Here is a 21,194-nt window from a genome sequence, read left to right on the forward strand (position 1 = left end):
AAGGCTAATTCGTGTGATTTTTCTCAGTATATCAAAATATTATTATGAAACATTTTTTTACGATTGTTGAAGCACGTAAAAAGAGGCGTTTCAATTCGAGCTCGATGCAATAGTTTGGCTCAACTCGGCACTTGATGGGGTGAGTATGGCTTATAACCCTTAGAGGACGAAAGATGCTTTACACAAGCCTGACAAAATAAGGGATTGCGTACAAAGGGAGGAGGTGATTTACTCGCGTTTCCTAAGTAACAGAGGTTTTAAAAACTTAATGGACGACCCCTTTAGTCGACTGAACAATTCACTGTATGGCTTCCAATCACCGGAGGCGTACTCATGTTAGAACTTTTCATGCAACCAGAAGCGTGGGCTATCTTCGCTACCTTGTTTGCTCTTGAAGTAGTCTTAGGCGTTGATAACGTCGTATTCATCTCCGTTCTGTGTGAACGATTGCCACAGCACCAGCGTAAACTTGCCCGAAACCTAGGTATTGGCCTAGCGGTGATGGCGCGTATTGTTTTGGTGTTCTCGATCTCTTGGATCATGCAACTTACTCAGCCGTTAATCAGCTTCAGTGACTACGCGTTTACTGGTCGTGATTTGATTATGATTGCGGGTGGTGCATTCCTACTGGCGAAAAGCTTGAAAGAGTTGTGGAGTTGGTTAACCCACACTGAGCACGGTCACTCGACTCATGTTCGTACTGGTCTGGCTGTGGTTTTACTTCAGATTGTCGCGGTTGATGCTGTGTTCTCGATGGACTCGGTGATTACTGCGGTTGGTCTAACAAGCGAAGTACCAATCATGGTGGCGGCGATCATTTCGTCAGCGATTGTGATGGTGTTGACGGCGGAGAAAATCAACAACCTAGTGACGCGTTACCCGGGCTTTAAGACCCTTGCTCTACTATTCCTAGTATTGCTAGGTGGTCTGTTGATGGCAGAAGGTTTTGCTATTCACATCAACAAAGGTTACGTGTATTTCGCGATGGCGTTTGGTCTAGTGTTGGAAATGTGTCATATCCAACTTAAGAAAAAGCAACGCCCAGTGATTCAACGAATTCGTCCAATCCAACCTCGTTCTATTGCGCTTCAAACGCGCTAATTGAAACGCAAACAGTAGACCTAAATAGCCGCTCACACGAGCGGCTTTTTTACGTCTGAATCTTGTTACTTAAGTAGATTTGTCGTCTCGATAAAAAACGGAATTTGTTGTTGTAGCACGGATTTCTTATATAGACCGCCCAAACCCACACGAGTGAACAAAATAGAATGAATAAATTGATCGACGCGTTATCGACGCACGGATACTACATCTGGGATGATTTTATTTCTCAAGAGGAAGTGGCTGAGCTGCGTGACTGTATTCCTGACGATTGGAAGAAAGCACGTATTGGTCGTAACGACGACGTGACTCGTATTGAAACCATTCGTAGCGATAAGATCCAATGGTTGAAGCGTGACATGGGTGCGCCAGTGGCGTCTTTCCTAGACAAGATGGAAGAGATTCGTTTAGAAGCAAACCGCTACTTTTTCCTAGGCTTGTTCGAGTACGAAGCGCACTTCGCGAAATACGAAAAAGGTGACTTCTACCAAAAACACCTCGATTGCTTCAAAGGCAATGAAAACCGCCGTCTAACTACGGTGTTCTACATGAACGAATCGTGGAGCGAAGAAGACGCTGGTGAGTTAGTGGTATACGATTTGAATGATAATGAGATCGCGAAGATTCCGCCGCGTTCAGGTCGTCTGTTTGTATTCTTGTCTGAGCAATTCCCACACGAAGTATTGCCGACAAACGCGGAGCGATTCAGCATCGCAGGTTGGTTCCGTATCAACGGTGTGAAAGACAACCAGTTAGACATCGCACACTAAGCCATCTACACGTGCTTATTTGCAGTGTTTACATGCTTTCAAAACAACAAAGGGACGCCGAACTGGTGTCCCTTTGTTTATTCTGCTTACTGACTTTGTTTGGCGCTAAACTTCTGTGGAGAGCTGATAGCACGCCTGCATGTCGGCAGATAAAACCTGATAAACATCGGAGCACAGTTTGCCTGCTTCAACCTGTTCATCCATGATGTCGGCAATCTCTTGCTGCGTCATGCGGCCTCGATATGGGCGATCTTGAGAAAGCGCTTGAAAGACATCGACAACGGCAATGATACGAGAAGGCACATCCAACGCCTCCGCTGTTTTATGATAAGGGTAACCAGAGCCGTCTAAACGTTCATGATGGTTGGAAGCCCATTCAGCGATTTTCGCATTCGGGAATACCTTGTGCAGGGCTAGTTCAGTATCAATAGTATGGCGCTTGATGCGTGTGTATTCTTGCTTGTCCAGTGGGCCTTCTTTGTGAAGGATCTCATCAGGGGTTTTGAGCTTGCCAATATCATGAACCAGTCCCGCAATAAAAATCATCTCTTGCTCGTGTTCATCCAACCCCATTTTCTTCGCTAAGTAACGAGACAGTTCTGCCACTTTTTGAGAGTGCTGATAAGTAAAAGGACTCTTGGCATCCACAATACGCGCTAAGAACAACCCTAAGCTGTTCATGTCTTCGATGGTGAGTTGCTTCTGCAGCCAATCAATGTTCTCAAACTGAAGTCCAATGGTTTCTATGTGTTCAGATTCCATCGCAAACCAAAATGCATCCGTCATGATCAGCTTAACCATGGCATCGCACATATGTGGGTTAAACAGTGTGCCTGCGTTAGCCATAACACACTCGGCAATCAACTCTTCGTGCAAAGTAACCAAGTCGCTATGACAGTTGGAAACGTAATGCGCGCGCATAAAATCGAGACGATCAGAAAGATAGAGTAGAGCTGCGACGTCTTTTTCAAATGCTGGAATATCGATGTGTTCGAGATCGATCCAATGAGTGTGGTGATAAAGTATCGGGGTTGAAAATTGGGTGAGTAATCGACACTGCTTAAGCGTGTGGTAGCCACGAATACAGTGCGCTTTGGCGTCTTGAGGAACGAGCTGTTCGAGCAACATCATGTGCTCGCGAGTTTCTGAGACACCACAATCATGAACCATGCCAGCAAAGTAACAGAACTCTGCTTTTTTAATGTCCCAACCAAGAGTGAGTGCACATTGATATGCGATGTACGCGACTCGATGACTGTGATGCGTATCATCAACACCTACGTAATCTAACGCGCGTGCCACCCAGATGAGGGCCTGTTTTAGATCGACTTCAAATCCCGAGGCAGATTGGGAGTAGGAAGATTGCTTCATTGTTAATACCGACGTTTCTACTGCCTATGCGTTGATTATTATGTTGTTTTTAAGGGAATGCGGCAGCGAACTGGAACCTAAAAACACGTGCATAAGGCTTAGTTATAGTTATGCCGAGAATGATACTGGTTGTCGCACGTAAATTTCATCCGTAGCTCGGAACTATCGATCATTTATTTGAACTACGTATTGATTTGGAAAGAATTTTCTCACTTCGATTGACATCTTTTGAAAACCCCTTAAATAGTGATTTAAAGTATTCTCATTATCATGTTTGTAGTAAAAGGTAAGTTATGAAAAGAGTCGTAGTGTGGGGCGCAAGCAGCGGTCTTGGTTTGGCAATTGCACAATATTTTGCAGAGAAAGGTGCTGAAGTTGTCGGTGTGGCGAGAAATCCAGACAAAAGCCCAGAATTAAAGGCGATTTGTCAGGCAACGTTTGCATGTGATGCCACGATTGCTGAAGAGGTTGATCGCGTTGTTGAGCAGCTTAATCAAGAAGATATCATCATCAGCACGATGGGCAGTTTCCGTGCAGACATCCCAGTAGATTACCTTGGTCATCGTCACCTTATCGATACTGTCTGTAAAGCATCACTCAAGCGTTTTGTTTTGGTGACGTCACTTGGTTGCGGTGATAGCTGGAAATACCTTTCTGACCGTTCTAAAGCGGGTTTTGGCGGAGTTGTGCGTGAGAAGTCATTGGCGGAAGCATGGTTACAAACCAGTGACTTGGATTACACCATCATTCGACCAGGTGGCTTGAAAGATGGCGAAGTGACAGGCAATGGTGTGTTGGTTGAACCTAAAGAAGTGCATGGTTTGGTATACCGTCAAGAAGTGGCTCGTTTACTGTTTGAGATGCTGGAAAATGGTCAAGGAAGCGGTGAGATCTTCCATTGTATCGACCCAGAGCTGACTTACTAAGCTCACACGATAAACTGAATAATCCGCAGGGGCAGAACTTAGGCGCTGTCCCTGCTTTCGTTTGAATAGAGTACGACTTGGTCACGCCCTAGATCTTTTGCGGCATACAAGGCTTCGTCTGATTCATCTAACAGGCGGTTTGGGTCTATGATGTCGGCTTGTGCGCGCTCTGAAAGGCTAATACCAATGGAGATGGTTAGATACTTGATGGTTGGTTCATCATGATGAATGATTTCCAATTGTTTAACCCGCCCGCGGAGTTGGTTGCCTCGCGCTAACGCTTCTCTCGCATCATGCACAGGAGCGAGAACTACAAACTCTTCCCCGCCTAATCGCAAAGCGTAGCCATGCGTTTGCACCGCGAACGATTCTAAAGTCTTGGCGACTTTTTGTAGCGCTTTGTCTCCTTGTAAATGCCCTCGGTGATCGTTGAACTCTTTAAAATGGTCGATATCAATAAAGAAGCAGGCGATGAACATCTTGTTGGATTGATAGCACAACGAGCGGAAGGAGGCTTCAAGCGAACGACGGTTATACAGACCGGTTAAAGGATCGTGCTTCACCATGTCATCCAGCTCTCTGTTCTTGCGGACCACTTTGTCGACAAGATGGCTAAAGGCGCGTGCTAAATCTCCGATTTCATCTTTCCTTTTAGTGTTCGGGACTTGAAACAGGCTGATGGTTTCAAAGTTCTGGCGCATAAAGGTCGACAGATTATTGATTGGCGATGAGATGTGGTAAGACAGTAAAAGTAACAATGGATATGAGATCGCCATGCCGAGGACGATTTCGCGAATTGAATCCACCACAAATTCATCACGAATCTCACGCACCAATTCGATGTCATACAGCAGTTCTATGTTGCCTTGAATGTCACCAGTTAATGGCAAAGTGATGTAGAGAATGTCTTTCTCAAAGCTCAGGTGACTTTTACCGATTACTCGACAAGGATAGAGATCGAGAGTGAAATCTTCTTCGAGTTCCTTGCTCATATAATACTGCTCACGTGCGTCATTGAGACGAGCCAATAAATACTTCACTTTCACATTGGCTTGGGAACCGGTTTTCTTGACCGAGGTGAGCCTAGCGATGCGCTGGTCTAGGTCTTGTTCGAAGGTCGGAGGGTAGTCTGAACGCCAGATTTCTTTTGCGTCACGATTGTAAGTAACAGACACGGGAGAATTCGTCACGGAGGAATAACCGTTAACGTACAAATAACGCAAGTCGGTGTGCATCTCTAGCTCATCTTTAAAGCTGGGCAGCATGAGATTGGCGTAGTTACCGCCATGCACCGCATCACTGACATGATGAACCAGTGCGCTTGCGCTTTGCTCGCGAGACACGATCGTCGTTTTGATGATGGTATCCATTGAGTTATGAAAATTGTAATAACCCAAACCACCTATCATGAGAATGACGAGAACAAAGTGCGAGAGGAAGATCTTTATTCTTATTGATGTTCCCACGTAATGAACTACTCGTTAAACACATCAATGATGGGTACGGCACATGTCCCATTGATGCAAATGTCCTTATATCCGTTATGACAGCGGTAGCACGTTTCAATCCTCAATGACGGATGACGATCTGATATGTCGTTTCCCTGCCGATCATAACTCCCGTAAAGCACTTCACCAGCAAGATGCTCGGTGACAAAAATAATGTTTTCTTCTTCGTAAACTGCAACTGCCGTTAAGCCATCGGAATAGGGGCCGTGCTTTTTGTAAGCATCTACTTTGTGTTTCGGAACATAAATACTCAGGTTGGTGCCTTTACCTTGATTCGTCCAGTTGTACATCTTGACGGTCTCTTGAACAAACGTGGGCGTATCTGGCGGCAATACCACGTCTCGCCCAGGGATAACACTTTGTTTAACAAGCACAAGTTTGTCGAGGTTTTCTGGGAAGCTCGCCAATGAGCCCGCAAAAACGGATCCTGAAAAGACCAACAAAGCAAATGGCTTGTATCCCATGGCTCGTCCTCAACCATTAGTACTTAAGTTATAGAATAGTAGATAAATATTGGTTTGGTCGGCTTAGGAGCGTAGATGGATGAATACGGAATTCTGTGAACCCACTATCTCGAATTGAAGAAAAAAGCATCTAGAATGAATACTCAAAAACAAAAGGACTTTGTATGTTGAAACATCTGCTTTATCGCGGTTACACCAATGGACTGAAGGTGGCCGCTTACGTTCTTCCTCTGCCGAAACCAACGTTATTTTCAGGCCCCGGTAGCATTCATGAACTCACGGAAGCTATCGCCGATCTCGGATTTAAAAAGCTGCTCCTTGTCACCGACGAAGGTCTAGTAACAATAGGAATGGCAGAGCAAGTAGCAGAAAGTGCCAGAACGAGAGGTTTAGACGTCGCACTTTATGCAGAGGTAAAACCGGACCCTACTTATGATCAAGTTGAACGTGGATTAAATGTCTACCTAGAATCCGGTTGTGATGCGATTTTGGCGCTCGGCGGGGGTTCTGCAATGGATTGTGCCAAAGTGATTGCGGCCAGAGTGACCAACAAGAAATCCATCAAGAGATTGGCCGGCTTGTTTCGCGTGTGGAGAACACCTGCGCCATTATTTGTGATTCCCACAACGTCAGGCACTGGTTCTGAAGTTACCGTCGCGGCGGTCGTTTCCGAGCCTGATACTCACCACAAAACCCCTCTAATGGATCCGAAGTTAGTACCTTTGATGGCAGCGCTAGATGCCAATCTACTCGTTGGTTTGCCTGCAAAGATAACGGCTGACACCGGTATAGATGCTCTGACTCATGCGATTGAAGCCTACATATCCCGCAACGCGACGACGGAAACTAAAGCGTATTCCGTTGCTGCTATTAAACTCATATTCCAATATCTCCCTCGTGCCGTAGAAGAGGGCAGCGATATTCAAGCTAGGCAAAAAATGGCGATGGCGTCTTACTATGCAGGCCTTGCCTTTACCAAAGCGAGTCTTGGTTATGTACACGCGTTCGCGCATAACCTAGGTGCCAAGTACGGCCTGCCTCATGGAATGGCAAATGGTCTTGCTTTGCTGCCTGTGCTCCGGTTCTCTTTCTCTGAGATTGAGCTACAACTTACCGCGCTAAGCGAAGCGTTAATCGATGCGCAAAGTGAAGCTATGCCAAATGCACAAGCGTTCCTCGACAGGTTGGAAGGGCTGTACAACGAGATTGGCATCGAACAAACGTCATCTCTGTTGAAAACCTCTGACACTGACGCGTTGGTGACTTTGATACTTAAAGAAGCGCATTGGAATTATCCAGTGCCTAAGTTCATGAATGAAGAAGAGTGCGCCCAATTGCTTGCGGAAATCAGAGTTTAATCGTTGTTGTATAAAATTATTTACACGTGTGGATTTTTATCCTTACACTTTGCTTGATCTTATTATAAAGATCCTACAGAATCGTCATCATTCCAAATATGGTGTTAGGTTTGGTGTGCTGTAGCCCGATCTGGTGCTGATAAATCTTATTAAGCTGTAAAGATAAATATACAATGAGTCGATCTAAAGTGTTTGGTAGCACCCTGATTATTGCAGGGACTACGATTGGTGCTGGTATGCTGGCGCTTCCTCTTGCGTCTGCAGGTATTGGTTTCTCAACCTCTCTTATTATCATGTTGGGATTGTGGGCATTAATGGCGTTTACGGCGCTATTGATGCTTGAGCTTCACCAATATGCGGACAGCAGTGCAACCCTTCATACTTTGGCGAAGCAAATCCTTGGCCAGAAGGGTAAGTGGGTTGCGAGCTTTGCGATGCTGTTCTTGTTCTACTCATTGTGTGCCGCTTACATTGCTGGTGGCGGTGCTCAGTTTGGTGACCGTCTAACAGAGTGGTTTGGACTGGATATTTCAGGTTCGACTTCTACCATCATCTTTACTCTTATCGTCACTATGGTTGTGACGGTTGGTACAGGAACGGTAGACAAGGTTAACCGCGTGCTTTTTGGCCTAAAGATGGTGACGATGATCGCTGTGCTGTCTTTCCTTGCGCCAAACGTGACCGAATCTTACTTACTGAGCATGCCAATTGAACAAGGCCTTATCGTTGCAGCAATTCCAGTCATCTTCACCTCTTTTGGTTTTCACGGCAGTATTCCTGCGATTGTGAACTACCTAGATGGCGACACCTCGTCTCTACGTAAAGCCATCATCGTTGGTTCTACGATTCCTTTGGTTATTTACATCTTCTGGCAAATCGTGACGCTTGGTGTTGTGAGCCAAGATACACTAATTGAAAACGGCGGCTTAAGTGCGCTTATCGGTCAATTGTCTCAAACGGTTCACCAATCAAACCTTGGTAGCGTAGTGGGTGTATTTGCTGACCTTGCTCTTTTGACGTCTTTCCTTGGTGTGAGCTTAGGTCTGTTTGAATTCTTGGGCGATACCATTAAAGGCGACAGTGAAAAACCAAACCGTCTGGTTGCTGCTGTAATTACTTTCACACCGCCATTAGGTTTTGCATTGTTCTACCCACAAGGTTTCATCATGGCTCTGGGCTACGCAGCTATTGCTTTGGCTATTCTTGCTATCTTCTTACCATTGGTGATGGTGTTGAAAGTGCGCCGCTCTGATGAGTTTACAGGAGAATACCGCGTGGCAGGTGGTCAGGGAGCACTATTAGTAACGGGCATTGCAGGTACGGGAATTGTGATAGCGCAGCTACTCATTACTCTGGGCGTGCTTCCTGCGCTGGGTTAATCACCAAGCTGATAGATAACGAACAACTCATCATGTATTGAAAAGCCAGTGTACGAAAGTGCGCTGGTTTTTTTGATCTGGATTAAATTACCGTAGAATATTCGGTGAAAAGATTGGCGAAAATCTGTTTTTATTTCGTACACTTAAGTTGTGGTATGTCGTTAATTTAGGTGGAGAAAAGCCGCTCTAATCACATCAAATACGCTGACTTTCATGAGCCTTTTCTTCTGGTTTCTCTACTTGGTGTGGAGGTGAAGTATGGCGCACCGGAGCTTTTACCCGTTTGCAAAACCGCTCAATGAGCAAATGCAAACACTGAAGAATAGGATGCAGGCACATTTACCGTGTGTCGATAGGGTGTCTTTTGCAAAATACCACCCAAAACAAGGCATGCTAAAATCCTTTGCTGAGAGTGAGTTCGACACTTGGTGTTTGGCTCATCATGAAGCGCCACTTCGTAAACTTCATAATTTAAGCATTGCTGCTGACAATGCCATTCCTCGTCTTGTTAACGATCTCTACGACATCAACCACTGTCCGCGCATTCAAACCTTATTGAAAGAAGGTTATCACTCATCTGTTGCGGTCCCTTGTTACGATCGCCAAACCTTTACTGGCTTCGTCTTTCTCAATTCGATTCAACCGAATGCGTTCAGTGCAGAAGCTTTGAATGGGTTAAAGCCTTACTTTGAAATGGTTCAGTTCGCGGTGGAGTCGGAAGACCATGTCGTTAACGCTATCGAGCTGTTAGCGGAAAGAATGCAGTGCTTGATGCCAGGTTATTCACCAGAGGTTTACTCGCACAGCAAACGAATGGGCATGTACGCTCAATTGATTGCCACCCAACTTGCTGATACATACCAATTCAGTGACGAGGTTGTGGAGCAAATCGGCATGTTCACTCGTTATCATGCTTTGAGCGATATTAAGCTTCCGGCAGATATCGTGTGCAATCGTCGCTGTGTGAATGCAGAACAAGAAGCGCTGTTAACGGAGCACATTGAGCAATGTGTGGAATCAGCCGATAACATTGTGGCAAGAATCGGTAATCCGGTTCATCCGAGTGTCACTTTGTTCCAACAAATCATTTCTTACCAACATGAAAACCTAGATGGCTCTGGTTATCCGCATGGGCTTGAGCATTCAGGTATTCCAATCGCTGCGCAAATAGCAGCCGTCGCCAATGTGTTTGATGTCATGACCACCCATCATCCATATCGTCAAGCGTGGTCAATTCCGTATGCCTTGTTAGAACTAGAGAAACGTGTGTATCAAGGCTTGTTATCCCGAGAGTGCGTGAATGCCTTGCGCGAACATCAAGGCTATCTAAAACAGATCATTCATAAGTACCCAGAGCACTACGCTGGTATGGGTTTAATGTGAGAGTAGAGGAGCAAACCGTGAAGGGAATCAAAATATTGACTAGGAGGTCAGAATAAATAATACTGTACATGTATACAGTAACTCGTTTGGAGGTGAAGTATGTTGTGGGAAACCCTAGAAAGAGTAAACCGCTTACGCCAACAAGCACTTGCGAATGCTGAATTCGTAGAGTCTGCAAAGGAACATGAAGAAGCTTTGCAAGACCAAGAGTATCATTACCAACCAAGAAAGCGTTCAGCCAAGGACAAACAAGGTAAGAAGTCACTGGCCGATATCTATAAAGAAGTAGAGTTTGGCGCTGACGCTCGTCATTAACTGGTTTAACAATGCTGCGACTCTCATCCTACTTTTCTCACCGTCGCAGGTCGTCCGTCAGCGAGCGCTGTACAATTGCAACGCTCGCTGCGTTAATAACAATCCCGATTTAATCTCTTCGTGACAATGTCACTATTAACGTATCGAAAGCATAAAAAAATCCCCCGAACAGTCGGGGGATTTTTTAGAAATCTGCTTTGCGTACGTAATGGGGGTTTTTGTACTTTTTCTCGGGACCAAAAGTAGAAACCACCAATTTATTCCATAACGCTTTATCAAACTCGCCTTTAGGAATCGAAGGATAGAGGGTTTCTTCCTCTTCTCTTGCAAAGTTCATGTACTGCTTTTTCTTGATTTGGTTGTACTTCTTAGCAATTTGATTGTGCTTTCTTACCCATTCAAGTTTGTACTCACGCAGAACTTTTTCACCTTTCTCTGCATCCATACGAGACAAGAAAAGACGCTTGTACGACACTTTTCTATCCAGCATGGTACGCATGACGGTTTGAATGTACTTACCGTGATGAGTAATGGTGATGTCATTCTCATCAATAGGCGTGATGCACCAGCTCTTTGGCAAAAAGCTTGGTTTCTTAAATTGCTTATTACGTTCCATCAGCACCTGATGAAGAACTAAATCAGATGTGCCGCGGAAAGTCTTTTGCCACTTAGCGATTCGAATTTGTAACGAACCTGGCAAGCGATAGATGTTAGTAAACTTATCTTGGTCCATGGACTTCAGTCATGAAATTAATATGCAATAGAAAACAGTCCGACATGAGCTGTGAGCGAAACGAAAAACACTTTAGCGGGGATAGCTCGTGTCGATAATTAACGCGATTTTACAACGACCTCGCGGATAATAGCGAGGGGTTATGTCAATAATAGGTAAGAAATAAAGAAATTGTTTAGATTATGAATGGAACTTTCGTATAAGAAAAGCCCGCAGCATAGCTAACGGGCTTCAAGTCAGTGGTAGTGCATTATGCAGACTGTTTAAACAGCTTCCTCGAATTGCTTGTCGTCTTCCTCTTCGATTTGCTGAATATGGCGATTGGCTTGCTGAAGTTGATACATCTGTGCATATCGACCATTTTGTTTTAACAGCGCCCTGTGTGTACCACTTTCAACTAAATCTCCGTGATGAAGAACGATGATTTGGTCGGCATCCAAAATCGTCGATAGGCGGTGAGCTATTACAACAAGCGTCATGTCTTGACGAAGCACTTCAAGGCTTTTTTGAATTAACGCTTCTGTACCCGAGTCGATGTTTGCCGTTGCCTCATCCAAAATCAGAATCTTAGGCTTAGCGACAAGTACACGTGCGAGCGCAAGCAATTGTTTTTGACCTGCCGAAAGGTTTGTTTCACCTTGACCAAGTTGTGTATCTAATCCGTTCGGGTAACGACGAATCTGTTCGACAAGGCCGACTTTTTCCAGCGCATCCCAAATCTGCTCATCTTCGACCGTTCTGCCCAGAGAGATGTTCTCACGCACGCTGGCTGGGAGGATATGTGGGTCTTGCTGTACCATCGCAACGTCTTTACGCAGCACGTCTTTGCCTAAAGATTTTAATGGACGCCCGTCAATCCGTAGTTCACCGATTTCGGTTGGATAGAACCCCATGAGCAAAGAAGCGAGTGTGCTTTTACCGCTACCGGTGTGGCCAACAAGCGCAATAAAATCTTGATGCGACGCTTTCAGGGAAATGTCCTTCAATACGTCTTGTTTGCCATCGTAGCTGAAAGTCAGGTTGTTAAGCTCAATCGCACCTGTTTGCAGTGGCTTATGGTCATCGCCGTATGTTTGCTCTTGCGCATCGATCAACTCGAATACACGCTCACTCGATACCAATGCTTGCTGAAGCAATGCCAACTGCTGTGTCATCTCAATCAAAGGCTCGGTCACGCGCGCTAGGTAACTGATGAAAGCGTACAGAACACCCACGCCAATCAGCTCGACACCATTGAAGCCAAAGATAGCGACAAGAGAGAGTAGGGCAAGGCCTGCGAGCAAATCCATCAGAGGGCGCAATAGGTAGCCATTCAAACGAATCACTTTCTTCGAGGCAACCAGATGGTCGTCAGTGAGGCCGTTAAACTGTTTGTTGAAGCGCTCTTCTTGCAGCATTAACTGCACCACACTCATACCTTGAATGGATTCGCTTAAATTGGCGTTAATGTCTGTCAGTAGGTCACGCATGTTTCGATAGCTTTCTGTACTGAGCTTTTTGAACAAGTACATAAAGCCGATTACGATTGGCAGCAGCACCAACACGACGATGGTTAGCTTCCAACTCATGTAAAACATGACGCCCAACATTACCAAGATCATTACTGCGTTTTTCACCACAGTGGCGATCAATAACTCATAAAACTGTTGCAGCGATTCCGTATCGTTGGTGATACGAGAAACCAACTTACCCGCAGGAGTGTAATCAAATGCCGATAAAGGCTGCTTGATCACGCCAGAGAAAACCTGTTTACGAATCGTTTTGATCGTGTTGGTTGCCACAATACTAAATTGCAATGATTGGAAGTATTGAAACACCGCTGAGATAAGCTGCAAGGCAATGTAACCTGCGGCAAGTGAGATCAATATGTCACGCGAGTAATCACCTTTCGCGATGTGTTCATCAATAAAATATTGAATCAGCCAAGGTCCGCCAGCACTGGCTAACGCCGCGATAAACAGTAGCGCCAAGCCTTTTAGCATCGGCTTTGGCTGTGACAATGGGTAAGACATTAACCGTTTAAACGTTGTCGATTGCTTCATGATTAGTCCTCCATTGCCTGTTCTAGTTTCTGGTACTGGTACATCTCCGCATACCAACCCTCACGTTCCAGAAGTGCTCCATGCTGGCCACGTTCTGCTATGTGTCCGTGATTCAACACCACAATCTCTTCTGCCGCTTCTAGAGCAGTGAGACGGTGGGCAATGACAATCAATGATTGCTCTCGATAGTAAGTCTCTAAGTTCTTTAGAATCTGGTGTTCGGTACGTCCATCAACAGCGGATAGGGCATCGTCCAATACCAACACTTGGGCATTAAGCAGCATGGCGCGTGCAATGGCGATACGCTGTTTCTGACCTCCAGAAAGGGTAATGCCTTTTTCGCCCACTTCTGTTTGGTAGCCTTCAGGAAACTTCTCAATATCGTCGTGGATACAAGCCAGTTTCGCCGCTCGATAAACGTCTTCTTTTGATGCGCTAGGGTTGCCCAGAGCGATATTGTCGAAGATAGATTTAGAGAACAAAAACGGGCTTTGATTAACAACAGCAAAACGGTCTCGCCACTCTGGCAGGACAGCGTCCTTGATTTTGACATCACCAAACTGAATCGTACCGTTATCCATATCGTGTTGGCGAAGCAGTAAGGTGAGTAAGGTTGATTTACCACTGCCAACTGGGCCTGCAATGCCGAGCATTTTTCCTGGCTCAAGGGTGATGTGAACATCAGTTAGTGCTGGTGGCAGATCTTTAGACCAGTGGAACTCGTCAATTTTGATCTGCAAAGGCAAAGGTTGAGTGCCCAATGACGTTTCACCACTGACGATCTCTGGCTTTTCATCGAAGATTTCTTGCAGACGGTTCCACGCAGCAGAGCCTCTTTCCAAGATGTTAAATAGGAACGCGAATGCCAGCATAGGCCAGATCATAAGACCCAAATACATAGTAAATGCGGTCAAATCCCCAAGTGTGATATCACCTTGGTCAACTAAGTAGGCACCAGACGCCACGCTCAAAAAGAAAGACATACCAATAGTCAGCTGAATGGCTGGATCAAAGCGCGCATCGACACGGGCAACGGCAATGTTCTTCTCGCCTGTATCATCCACAACCTCTTCAAAACGTTGCTGCTCTTGGTTTTCTAACCCGAAAGCACGCAGCATACGTACGCCATTTAGTGACTCTTGAGTCATGTCTGACATCGTAGAAAAGGCTTCTTGTGCGATTTTGAATCGTTTATGCAGAATACGAACGATGAAGAAGATGATGATGGCAAGAAACGGCATCGGCAATAATGCCATTGCAGTCAGCTTCCAACTGATTTGCGTCACCATGATGATCAGTACCGCGATGCCAGTGATCAGAGAATCGGCAGCAGTTAACACACCTTCACCTGCGGTCATAACAATGTTGCGAACATCGTTCGTACCACGAGCCATCAGGTCGCCAGTTTTGTATCGTTCAAAGAATCGAGGGGGCTGAGTAGAGACATGACGATAAAGGCGATTACGCAAAATGGTGCCTAGTTCCCAACTCGCGCCAAATAACCAGATCCGCCACAGTATTCGACAGCCATATATCGCAAAAAACAGCACAATAAGGCCCAATAACCACATCACTAAGGTACTGGTTTCGAGGGTATTATCGACCACACCATCGACAATAATACCGACCGCTTTGGGAGGAACAAGCTGAAGGGCGGAAATGACGGCAAATAGCAGGATGGACCCCACATATTGTTTCCATTTTAGTTGGAAATACCAACGCAGCTGCCAGAATATTCTCATTTCGCCTCCTGCTTAAATTATTGAATTTGTTATGGAACCATTATTGAGCGAATTGATGAGTTTACAAGCATAATTTTTGAGCGAAATGAAAAACAACACAATGTGTCGATTTTATAGAGGCTCGATGAATAGCCGCCTTATGTATTGCTGAAAGGGGAGGATGTAACAAGATATTGTGAAATTAATGTTAATTGCAGTTTTGAGGGGTTCCGTCTCAAACAGAAAGGAAAGCTTCAAAAGTATCACTCTTGAAGCTTATTTTTACCGGTTTTAGCAGTCTCTGGTTTGAATTCCGTACTTTATTTGACCACCTGCTGTTTTCGGATAATAGACTTCTACGTAGCAAAGGTTGAATATGTCGACAGGCTTATTAGCAAAGCCAATTAAGAAGTAGGGTTCATCTTCATCGTCCACTCCGTACCAACGATTGATAGTCAGTTTTGGGTCAAACCCGGCGAGCTCTTTTGCTGGAATCACATTCTTGATATATCCGTAGTAGCCAATCAGATCGTTGACGCCATCGTTATTCAAATCAATGTTCATCAGTTCACCAGCGTCGACGTTCTCTTGCGATTGGAGCACCGCTTTTGCATAGACTTGATTGTTGGCTGTCATCAGCGCCTCACGAGCACCATACAAGACAGCAATGCGGGCATCCTTCTGGATACCAAGAAATTTTGGGAGCGCAACGACACTTACCACCCCAAGAATGACGATACAAACCACCAATTCTATCAGTGTAAAACCTTTGGTATTACGCACAGCCAACCTCCGAATATGTATTTTTATAGTCTGCTATTCTGGAGCAAAATTATGGCTGGAAAGGTATTGAAAAAGAATGAAGTTATGCGATGAATGATTCGGTTCTAATATATAAAACAAGTTGCTTAAAATTGCACTCGGAATTTATTCAATCTCACACAAAAAGTAAGTGTAATCTCAATAAGAAAAAGCCCCAATCCTTTGAAGGTATGGGGCTTTAAATCATCACTTTATGAGGTGCTTGTGGCGGCGTGTGAGCCTTGTTTGAAAACAAAACGCCAAATGAAAAGAACCACGGTTATGTAAGCTAGACCAACGCCAAGCGCTTGCCAGTGCATGCCGTTATACATCGCGATTGGCATCAAAGAGATGATGAAGATGTCAGTGATTGAGCCTGGGACATAAGCGATGGCGTAATCATCAAGTACCTTGCTACGCATCTTTGGATCAACGATACGAAGTAGAGCAATACCCATAGCTACCGTACCGGTTAACCAACCCCAAGAGAAGATGCCTTTCTCAAACCAATTCTCACCCATGATTCGTGGTGCTACCCAAAAGATTAACCAAAGTGTGAAACTTACACCGCCAATTGCTAGTACTACCATAGGCATTAAGTACTGGGCTAAGACGGTAATCTTGATGGCTGAGATACCAAAGATAATCAAATAATCGGTACTGATGCCCGCAGCGTGTTTGAATGCACCGTCACAAAGATAGCGTGAAGCTTTGGTTTGTTTCGCGATGATTCGCACAAGCATGCCGCCAAGGAAGCCAGTTACAAACGTCGGGATCTGTACCTTATCGTGGAAAGAAGACAAGTAGTTGGCGGCGACATAAGAGAAAGCGGTTACGACAACCACTAGCGCAGCGTGAATCGCGAAAGAATCAACTGACAGGGAAGACATGGTGTCTTTCATTACCGGTTCTTGATCATCAGGCTTAACAAGGCCTTTGCGTTCGTGTTCGTCCATGCTATCGAATGTCGTAAAACTACGAATCCAACCCATCTTCAATGCAAATTGCAGCATGAGCATGCCGACAGAAATTGAGATGAAGATACCCACGGTTGCGAAGGTTAAACCTAGTGTGAAGCCATCTTCCCAGCCAAGCCCCGTGAAAATTTCACCAACAACAGAGGCTGAACCGTGACCGCCCATAAAGCCTGCAGACATTGTCACACCAAAGCCGGGATTAATCTCTGGCCAAAAGAAGGTAGTGATCGCGAGACCAAACATTGCTGCAAATAACCACTGTGAAACAGAAGCGATTTGGTTGAATGCCCACAATGAGCCAGCGCGTTGTGCGACGGTTTTAGGTGATGGAACATCCGTTGCCAGACTTAACGCAGAAAAAAGTGCAGCAGTTAACAGGCTTGCGTTAGCGGTAAAGGTATCGGTCCAAGGCAGTACGTCTAGCAGGGCTGGTCCAAAAATTAGGCCGAATAATCCCGCGAGAACCGCCGATGGAATGTACATACGTTGCAGTAATGGCGTGTGAACGCGAATGACTTTTGCCAAAATCAATAGTAAGCCAGCAATGGCTAAGTCAGTCAGCATTAGACCTTTAGGCATTTTATCCTCCAGTAAATGCAGTCAAGGGGTAGCGTCCTTGTGACCAACCTTGATTGAAAAATCGCTCCCAACGAAAAAAGTCACATACGTGACCAAAAGTGTTGAGAAATCAATGTCGTTTTCATAAGCAAAGGAATGTGCTTATGCAGTTTGAAATGAGTGCAAATGTCGTGATTGCGCACGAACTTGAAGAGAAATTAGATTAAATTTCTCGATGTTATTTTGATAGTTCACTCAGGAAAGGCGGCAATCCTAGTCACTTTGTCAGAGCAATGCAATTGATGGGAATCAACAAATGATGTTCACTAAATGAGCGTTCTTTACTAACGACATGAAAAATAAAGATAATTAGCAAGAAATAATATTTGTTGTATCGACAACAAAAGTTGATTGAGTGGTTAAATTGTCGCCGCTTTATGGTGTGGCGTTAGGATTCACATGCGAAAGAACAAAATCAACCAAGGTGCGGTTTTTAAGGGAAAGCTGTTTTGAACGGTAAAGCAGGTGGATCGGTTTTGGCTTGGGAGCATGTTGCTGGAGAATTTCTACCAAGGCACCAGATTGGATTTCCTGTTCAACTAAGATCTTTGGTTGCAGAAGAACACCAGAGCCTTTTAACGCGGCAAACTTAAGTACATCGCCATTATTAGACGTTAATCGGGTGTTGCTGTTTCCAAAGGTATTAGATGGCATGTTCACCACTTGTTGGCTTTCTCCTTGGTGATACTGAAACCCCAAACAATGATGATGTTCAAGGTCATCAAGCGATTGGATAGGGGCATGTTGCTCAAGGTAAGAGGGTGAGGCGCAGTAAGTCATGTGGTATTCACCCAATTTTCTCGCGACTAACGACGAATCGACCAATTCACCGATTCGAATAATCACGTCAGCTTCGCTTCGATATGGGTCAATCAAATTGTTGTCCAACATCAGCTCAACGTTCAAATCGGGAAATTCAGCTAAGAAGTCAGCCACGATAGGAGCAATGACCTTTTTGCCATACGTGACAGGGCAGTTAACTTTCACTGTTCCGGTTGGACGGTTAATCAGCGTCTGGATTAGGTTCTCTGCGTTGGTGATGTCTTCAATAATGCGGTGGCATTCTTGATAGTAGAGTCTGCCAGCTTCGGTTAAGGACTGTTTACGCGTGGTGCGATGAATCAGCTGTGTACCTAAGCTTTGCTCAAGAAAGCTCACGTGCTTGCCAACCATGGTCGGTGAAATATCAAAGTGGTGTGCAGCATTACGAAAGCTGCCATGTTCGACCACGTAAGCGAAAACTTTCATGCTTGTTAACTTATCCATTGCACACCTAGAGTTGATAAAGAAATAACTAAAGCAGAGTTTATCAATCAAATGAGGTTAATTACAGTGGACGTATGATTAAGAATGGAGAAAGAGATCCATCATGAGCGAGATGATTTTTGTTACCGCCGAACTGAAAATGAATGCCGATAAGCCAAGACAACAAGTGGTTGAAGCCATTGAACAATTTTGCCTTGATATGCAAAGCGAAGCGGGGTGCTTGCAAGCGAATTCGACCTACGATTCTAAAGATCCACAACGTGTGATTCTTTGGGAGCGATATGAAAACCGCGCCGCGATTGAAGCGCATTTTGCTATGCCGCATACACAAGCGTTTATTGCGGCTGAAATGGCAGAGTTAGTTCAAGCATTCGAAACCCAAGCTCAATAGGAGAGGCGAACATGAAATGGGGCATTTTAGGCACAAGCTTTATCTCAGGTGTCATGGCTGAGGCAATCCAAGGCGATGACAAGAGTGAATTGTACGCGGTTGCTGGGCGTTCGGAGCAGAACTTAAAGGCATTCGCTGAGCAGTATGGCATCGAGAATACGTTCACCGATTACGATGCGTTGATTGCCGATGAGCAAGTCGACATTATTTACATCGCATTGCCAAATCACCTTCATCATGACTTTATCGTTAAAGCGGCAGAGCAGGGGAAAGCGATCCTGTGTGAAAAGTCACTCTCGGTAGATATGGAAAAAACCGAGTTGGCACTAAAAGCAGTCGAAACGCACAAGGTATTCTTTGCTGAAGGTTTGATGTACTTGCATCACCCGTTGATCAGCGAGTTGGTTTCGGTGCTTAAATCGGGAGAGGTTGGTGAACTTCGCTCCATCCATACGTCTTATATTGCGTCGATTGCGCAGTTTGTTAATCCAGACAGTAAAGGTGCTTTGTATAATTTAGGTTGTTACCCAATGTCATTGGTGCATTTGGTGGTGAAAACCATGTTGGGTGAACAAACCTTTGAGAACCGTTCAATGACAGCGATTGGTCGACAAGGTAACGATGGGAATATCTGTGAATCGAGTTTGATGATGCAATTCGGTGAGCAGCAAACGGCGAGCGTACACACTGCCGAAGATCATGGATTGAAACACCAGTTCACCATTCTGGGTAGTAAAGGGTGTATTACGTTAGATTCGAACCCATGGCTACCAACGCAAGAAAACCAGTTTAGTGTGGAAATTTACGAGACGTCGAAGCGTGAAGTGTCTGTTCCGGCAGCTGGGGACGCTTTCTTCTATCAAGTGCGCAATATTCGCCAAGCGGTTGAAGCAGGGCGTATCTCATTAGAGAACCCTTGTGCAACATGGGAAGACTCTCACCGTATTATGCAGCTGCTGACTGAGTGGGAATCACTGGCTTCAAAGTAAGTCTGTACTTGAACCAATGAACATAAAAACGGCGCACTAAATCCAATATTTGGTGCGCCGTTTTGTTTTGGGTTCAGTCTCTGTTAAATGCGATTATCGCCGGTGCTGAACGCAATGATTTGGCTGATCTCAGACAGACTTCTACCACTTTCTTGTTGCCATTGAACAAACGCTTTGTTGGTGGCATCGAGCGATTTTTTCGTATCTTTGCCACCTTCAATGATCTTGCAATTACGCAGGTAAGCTTCAACGTCGCTAGACAAGATGAAGGTATCAACGCCCATTTGACGCAGTGTGTAAGGGCCTGTATTTCCACCTAGGCGATTACCGCGTTTCTTCAAATATGCCCACAAGTCGGTGATTTTCTCTTGCGGCCAATCGGCAACCATTTTGCCAAACGAGCCGTATTCGATTTTTGCTTCGTGGATCATACGAGCGTTGGCAGGAATCGACATGACTTTAGTGAGGTGGCGAATAATGCGTTTATCTGTTGCTTTGGTTTCCCATTGCTCGTCTGACAGCATCAACAGCGGCTCAATCTTAAACCCAAAGAACACTTCTTCGAAGTTCGGCCACTTGTTGCGAACAACGCTCCACGAAATCCCACTTTGGAATACCTTCATCGAAAAAGCGGCCAGCCAACGGTCGTCGGGAATCGCTGCCAATTCTTCTTTGCTTAGTGGATGAGACAAAAGCGCTTCAAGTTGATCTTCACCACCTTTACGCTCGGCAGCGCGCTGATAAATCGCGTCAAATTTTTCGATACTCATAAAAGAAGTTAGTCCTAGTTTATGTCGATATTTGCGAAACATACTACGCTTAAGTGGCTGAATCGTAAATTGATGGAGTGTCACAAATGAAGAAGGTCACATTAACGTTTGTCGGAGAAGGTTCGGATCGTATTGCGGAAAAATTCTATGCGTGGATGACGGACGGTGGGTTGGAAGACAGCATGATTGAGAATTTATCTGACCGTGAAATCTCAGTGGTCGGCATCAGTGATATGGATAATGAAACGCGTGATGTGGTGATCAATACGGAAATGAACTAACGAGTCGTCTTTGGTCAGCTAGTAGAATCA

20 protein-coding genes are annotated in these 21,194 nt (G+C 45.1%); 10 read left to right on the top strand and 10 right to left on the bottom strand.

The genetic code is table 11. The annotated features are described in order from the left end of the window. Positions 1-333: 333 nt before the first annotated feature. Positions 334-1,101 carry a TerC family protein gene (locus H735_RS03770; RefSeq protein WP_020195945.1) on the top strand — a complete coding sequence of 256 codons (768 nt, stop codon included), beginning with the start codon at positions 334-336 and terminating at the stop codon, positions 1,099-1,101. A 167-nt stretch (positions 1,102-1,268) separates the two neighbouring features. Then, positions 1,269-1,871, top strand: a complete 603-nt coding sequence (locus tag H735_RS03775; RefSeq protein WP_005442095.1) for a 2OG-Fe(II) oxygenase — start codon at positions 1,269-1,271, stop codon at positions 1,869-1,871. Positions 1,872-1,976: 105 nt separating this feature from the next. On the opposite strand, the gene H735_RS03780 is transcribed toward H735_RS03775, so the two are convergent. Then, the gene (locus tag H735_RS03780; RefSeq protein ID WP_020195944.1) at positions 1,977-3,242 is read right to left on the bottom strand and encodes an HD-GYP domain-containing protein; all 1,266 of its coding nucleotides are present in this window, start codon (positions 3,240-3,242) and stop codon (positions 1,977-1,979) included. Between the two features lie 293 nt (positions 3,243-3,535). On the opposite strand from H735_RS03780, the gene H735_RS03785 reads away from it, so the two are divergent. Further along, positions 3,536-4,168 (top strand): SDR family NAD(P)-dependent oxidoreductase, encoded by a 633-nt coding sequence (locus H735_RS03785; RefSeq protein WP_020195943.1) that lies wholly within the window; start codon positions 3,536-3,538, stop codon positions 4,166-4,168. 38 nt (positions 4,169-4,206) lie between these two features. On the opposite strand, the gene H735_RS03790 is transcribed toward H735_RS03785, so the two are convergent. Then, the gene (locus H735_RS03790) at positions 4,207-5,565 is read right to left on the bottom strand and encodes a GGDEF domain-containing protein (RefSeq protein ID WP_227739879.1); all 1,359 of its coding nucleotides are present in this window, start codon (positions 5,563-5,565) and stop codon (positions 4,207-4,209) included. 77 nt (positions 5,566-5,642) lie between these two features. Beyond that, complete coding sequence (locus tag H735_RS03795; protein ID WP_005442105.1) at positions 5,643-6,140, bottom strand: hypothetical protein; 498 nt, start codon at positions 6,138-6,140, stop codon at positions 5,643-5,645. 164 nt (positions 6,141-6,304) lie between these two features. Between H735_RS03795 and H735_RS03800 the strand changes: the two genes are divergently transcribed. From H735_RS03800 to H735_RS03815, 4 genes are all read left to right on the top strand, one after another. Beyond that, on the top strand, positions 6,305-7,498 hold the full coding sequence (locus H735_RS03800) for an iron-containing alcohol dehydrogenase (RefSeq protein WP_020195941.1): 1,194 nt from the start codon (positions 6,305-6,307) through the stop codon (positions 7,496-7,498). A gap of 173 nt (positions 7,499-7,671) precedes the next feature. Next, positions 7,672-8,877: an aromatic amino acid transport family protein gene (locus H735_RS03805; protein ID WP_020195940.1), complete on the top strand. Its 1,206-nt coding sequence runs from the start codon at positions 7,672-7,674 to the stop codon at positions 8,875-8,877. A gap of 258 nt (positions 8,878-9,135) precedes the next feature. After that, positions 9,136-10,260 (top strand): HD-GYP domain-containing protein, encoded by a 1,125-nt coding sequence (locus H735_RS03810; protein ID WP_027726673.1) that lies wholly within the window; start codon positions 9,136-9,138, stop codon positions 10,258-10,260. Between the two features lie 99 nt (positions 10,261-10,359). Next, positions 10,360-10,575 carry a hypothetical protein gene (locus H735_RS03815; protein WP_005442113.1) on the top strand — a complete coding sequence of 72 codons (216 nt, stop codon included), beginning with the start codon at positions 10,360-10,362 and terminating at the stop codon, positions 10,573-10,575. A 184-nt stretch (positions 10,576-10,759) separates the two neighbouring features. Here H735_RS03815 and H735_RS03820 read toward each other — a convergent pair whose 3' ends face one another. The 6 genes from H735_RS03820 to H735_RS03845 all read right to left on the bottom strand — a co-directional run bounded on the left by H735_RS03820 (position 10,760) and on the right by H735_RS03845 (position 18,733). Next, the gene (locus tag H735_RS03820; RefSeq protein ID WP_020195938.1) at positions 10,760-11,308 is read right to left on the bottom strand and encodes an MSHA operon transcriptional regulator; all 549 of its coding nucleotides are present in this window, start codon (positions 11,306-11,308) and stop codon (positions 10,760-10,762) included. Positions 11,309-11,571: 263 nt separating this feature from the next. Further along, positions 11,572-13,350 (bottom strand): ABC transporter transmembrane domain-containing protein, encoded by a 1,779-nt coding sequence (locus H735_RS03825; protein ID WP_020195937.1) that lies wholly within the window; start codon positions 13,348-13,350, stop codon positions 11,572-11,574. A gap of 2 nt (positions 13,351-13,352) precedes the next feature. Beyond that, positions 13,353-15,092, bottom strand: coding sequence for an ABC transporter transmembrane domain-containing protein (locus H735_RS03830; protein ID WP_020195936.1), 1,740 nt, complete (start codon positions 15,090-15,092; stop codon positions 13,353-13,355). A gap of 270 nt (positions 15,093-15,362) precedes the next feature. After that, positions 15,363-15,854, bottom strand: a complete 492-nt coding sequence (locus H735_RS03835; protein ID WP_009704256.1) for a prepilin-type N-terminal cleavage/methylation domain-containing protein — start codon at positions 15,852-15,854, stop codon at positions 15,363-15,365. Between the two features lie 230 nt (positions 15,855-16,084). Continuing rightward, a complete protein-coding gene (locus tag H735_RS03840; RefSeq protein ID WP_020195935.1) occupies positions 16,085-17,428 on the bottom strand; it encodes a sodium/glutamate symporter in 1,344 nt (447 codons plus the stop codon). Between the two features lie 414 nt (positions 17,429-17,842). After that, a complete protein-coding gene (locus tag H735_RS03845; RefSeq protein WP_020195934.1) occupies positions 17,843-18,733 on the bottom strand; it encodes a LysR family transcriptional regulator in 891 nt (296 codons plus the stop codon). 103 nt (positions 18,734-18,836) lie between these two features. Here H735_RS03845 and H735_RS03850 point away from each other — a divergent pair, with 103 nt between their 5' ends. Then, positions 18,837-19,124, top strand: a complete 288-nt coding sequence (locus H735_RS03850; protein ID WP_020195933.1) for a putative quinol monooxygenase — start codon at positions 18,837-18,839, stop codon at positions 19,122-19,124. An 11-nt stretch (positions 19,125-19,135) separates the two neighbouring features. Beyond that, positions 19,136-20,113, top strand: a complete 978-nt coding sequence (locus tag H735_RS03855) for a Gfo/Idh/MocA family protein (RefSeq protein WP_020195932.1) — start codon at positions 19,136-19,138, stop codon at positions 20,111-20,113. 83 nt (positions 20,114-20,196) lie between these two features. On the opposite strand, the gene H735_RS03860 is transcribed toward H735_RS03855, so the two are convergent. After that, on the bottom strand, positions 20,197-20,883 hold the full coding sequence (locus tag H735_RS03860) for a DNA-3-methyladenine glycosylase I (RefSeq protein ID WP_005377694.1): 687 nt from the start codon (positions 20,881-20,883) through the stop codon (positions 20,197-20,199). An 86-nt stretch (positions 20,884-20,969) separates the two neighbouring features. Between H735_RS03860 and H735_RS03865 the strand changes: the two genes are divergently transcribed. Further along, positions 20,970-21,164: a hypothetical protein gene (locus H735_RS03865; protein ID WP_005377692.1), complete on the top strand. Its 195-nt coding sequence runs from the start codon at positions 20,970-20,972 to the stop codon at positions 21,162-21,164. The last annotated feature ends 30 nt before the right edge of the window (positions 21,165-21,194 follow it).

This window comes from Vibrio owensii CAIM 1854 = LMG 25443 (assembly GCF_000817815.1).
GTDB classification, from domain to species: Bacteria; Pseudomonadota; Gammaproteobacteria; order Enterobacterales; family Vibrionaceae; genus Vibrio; species Vibrio owensii.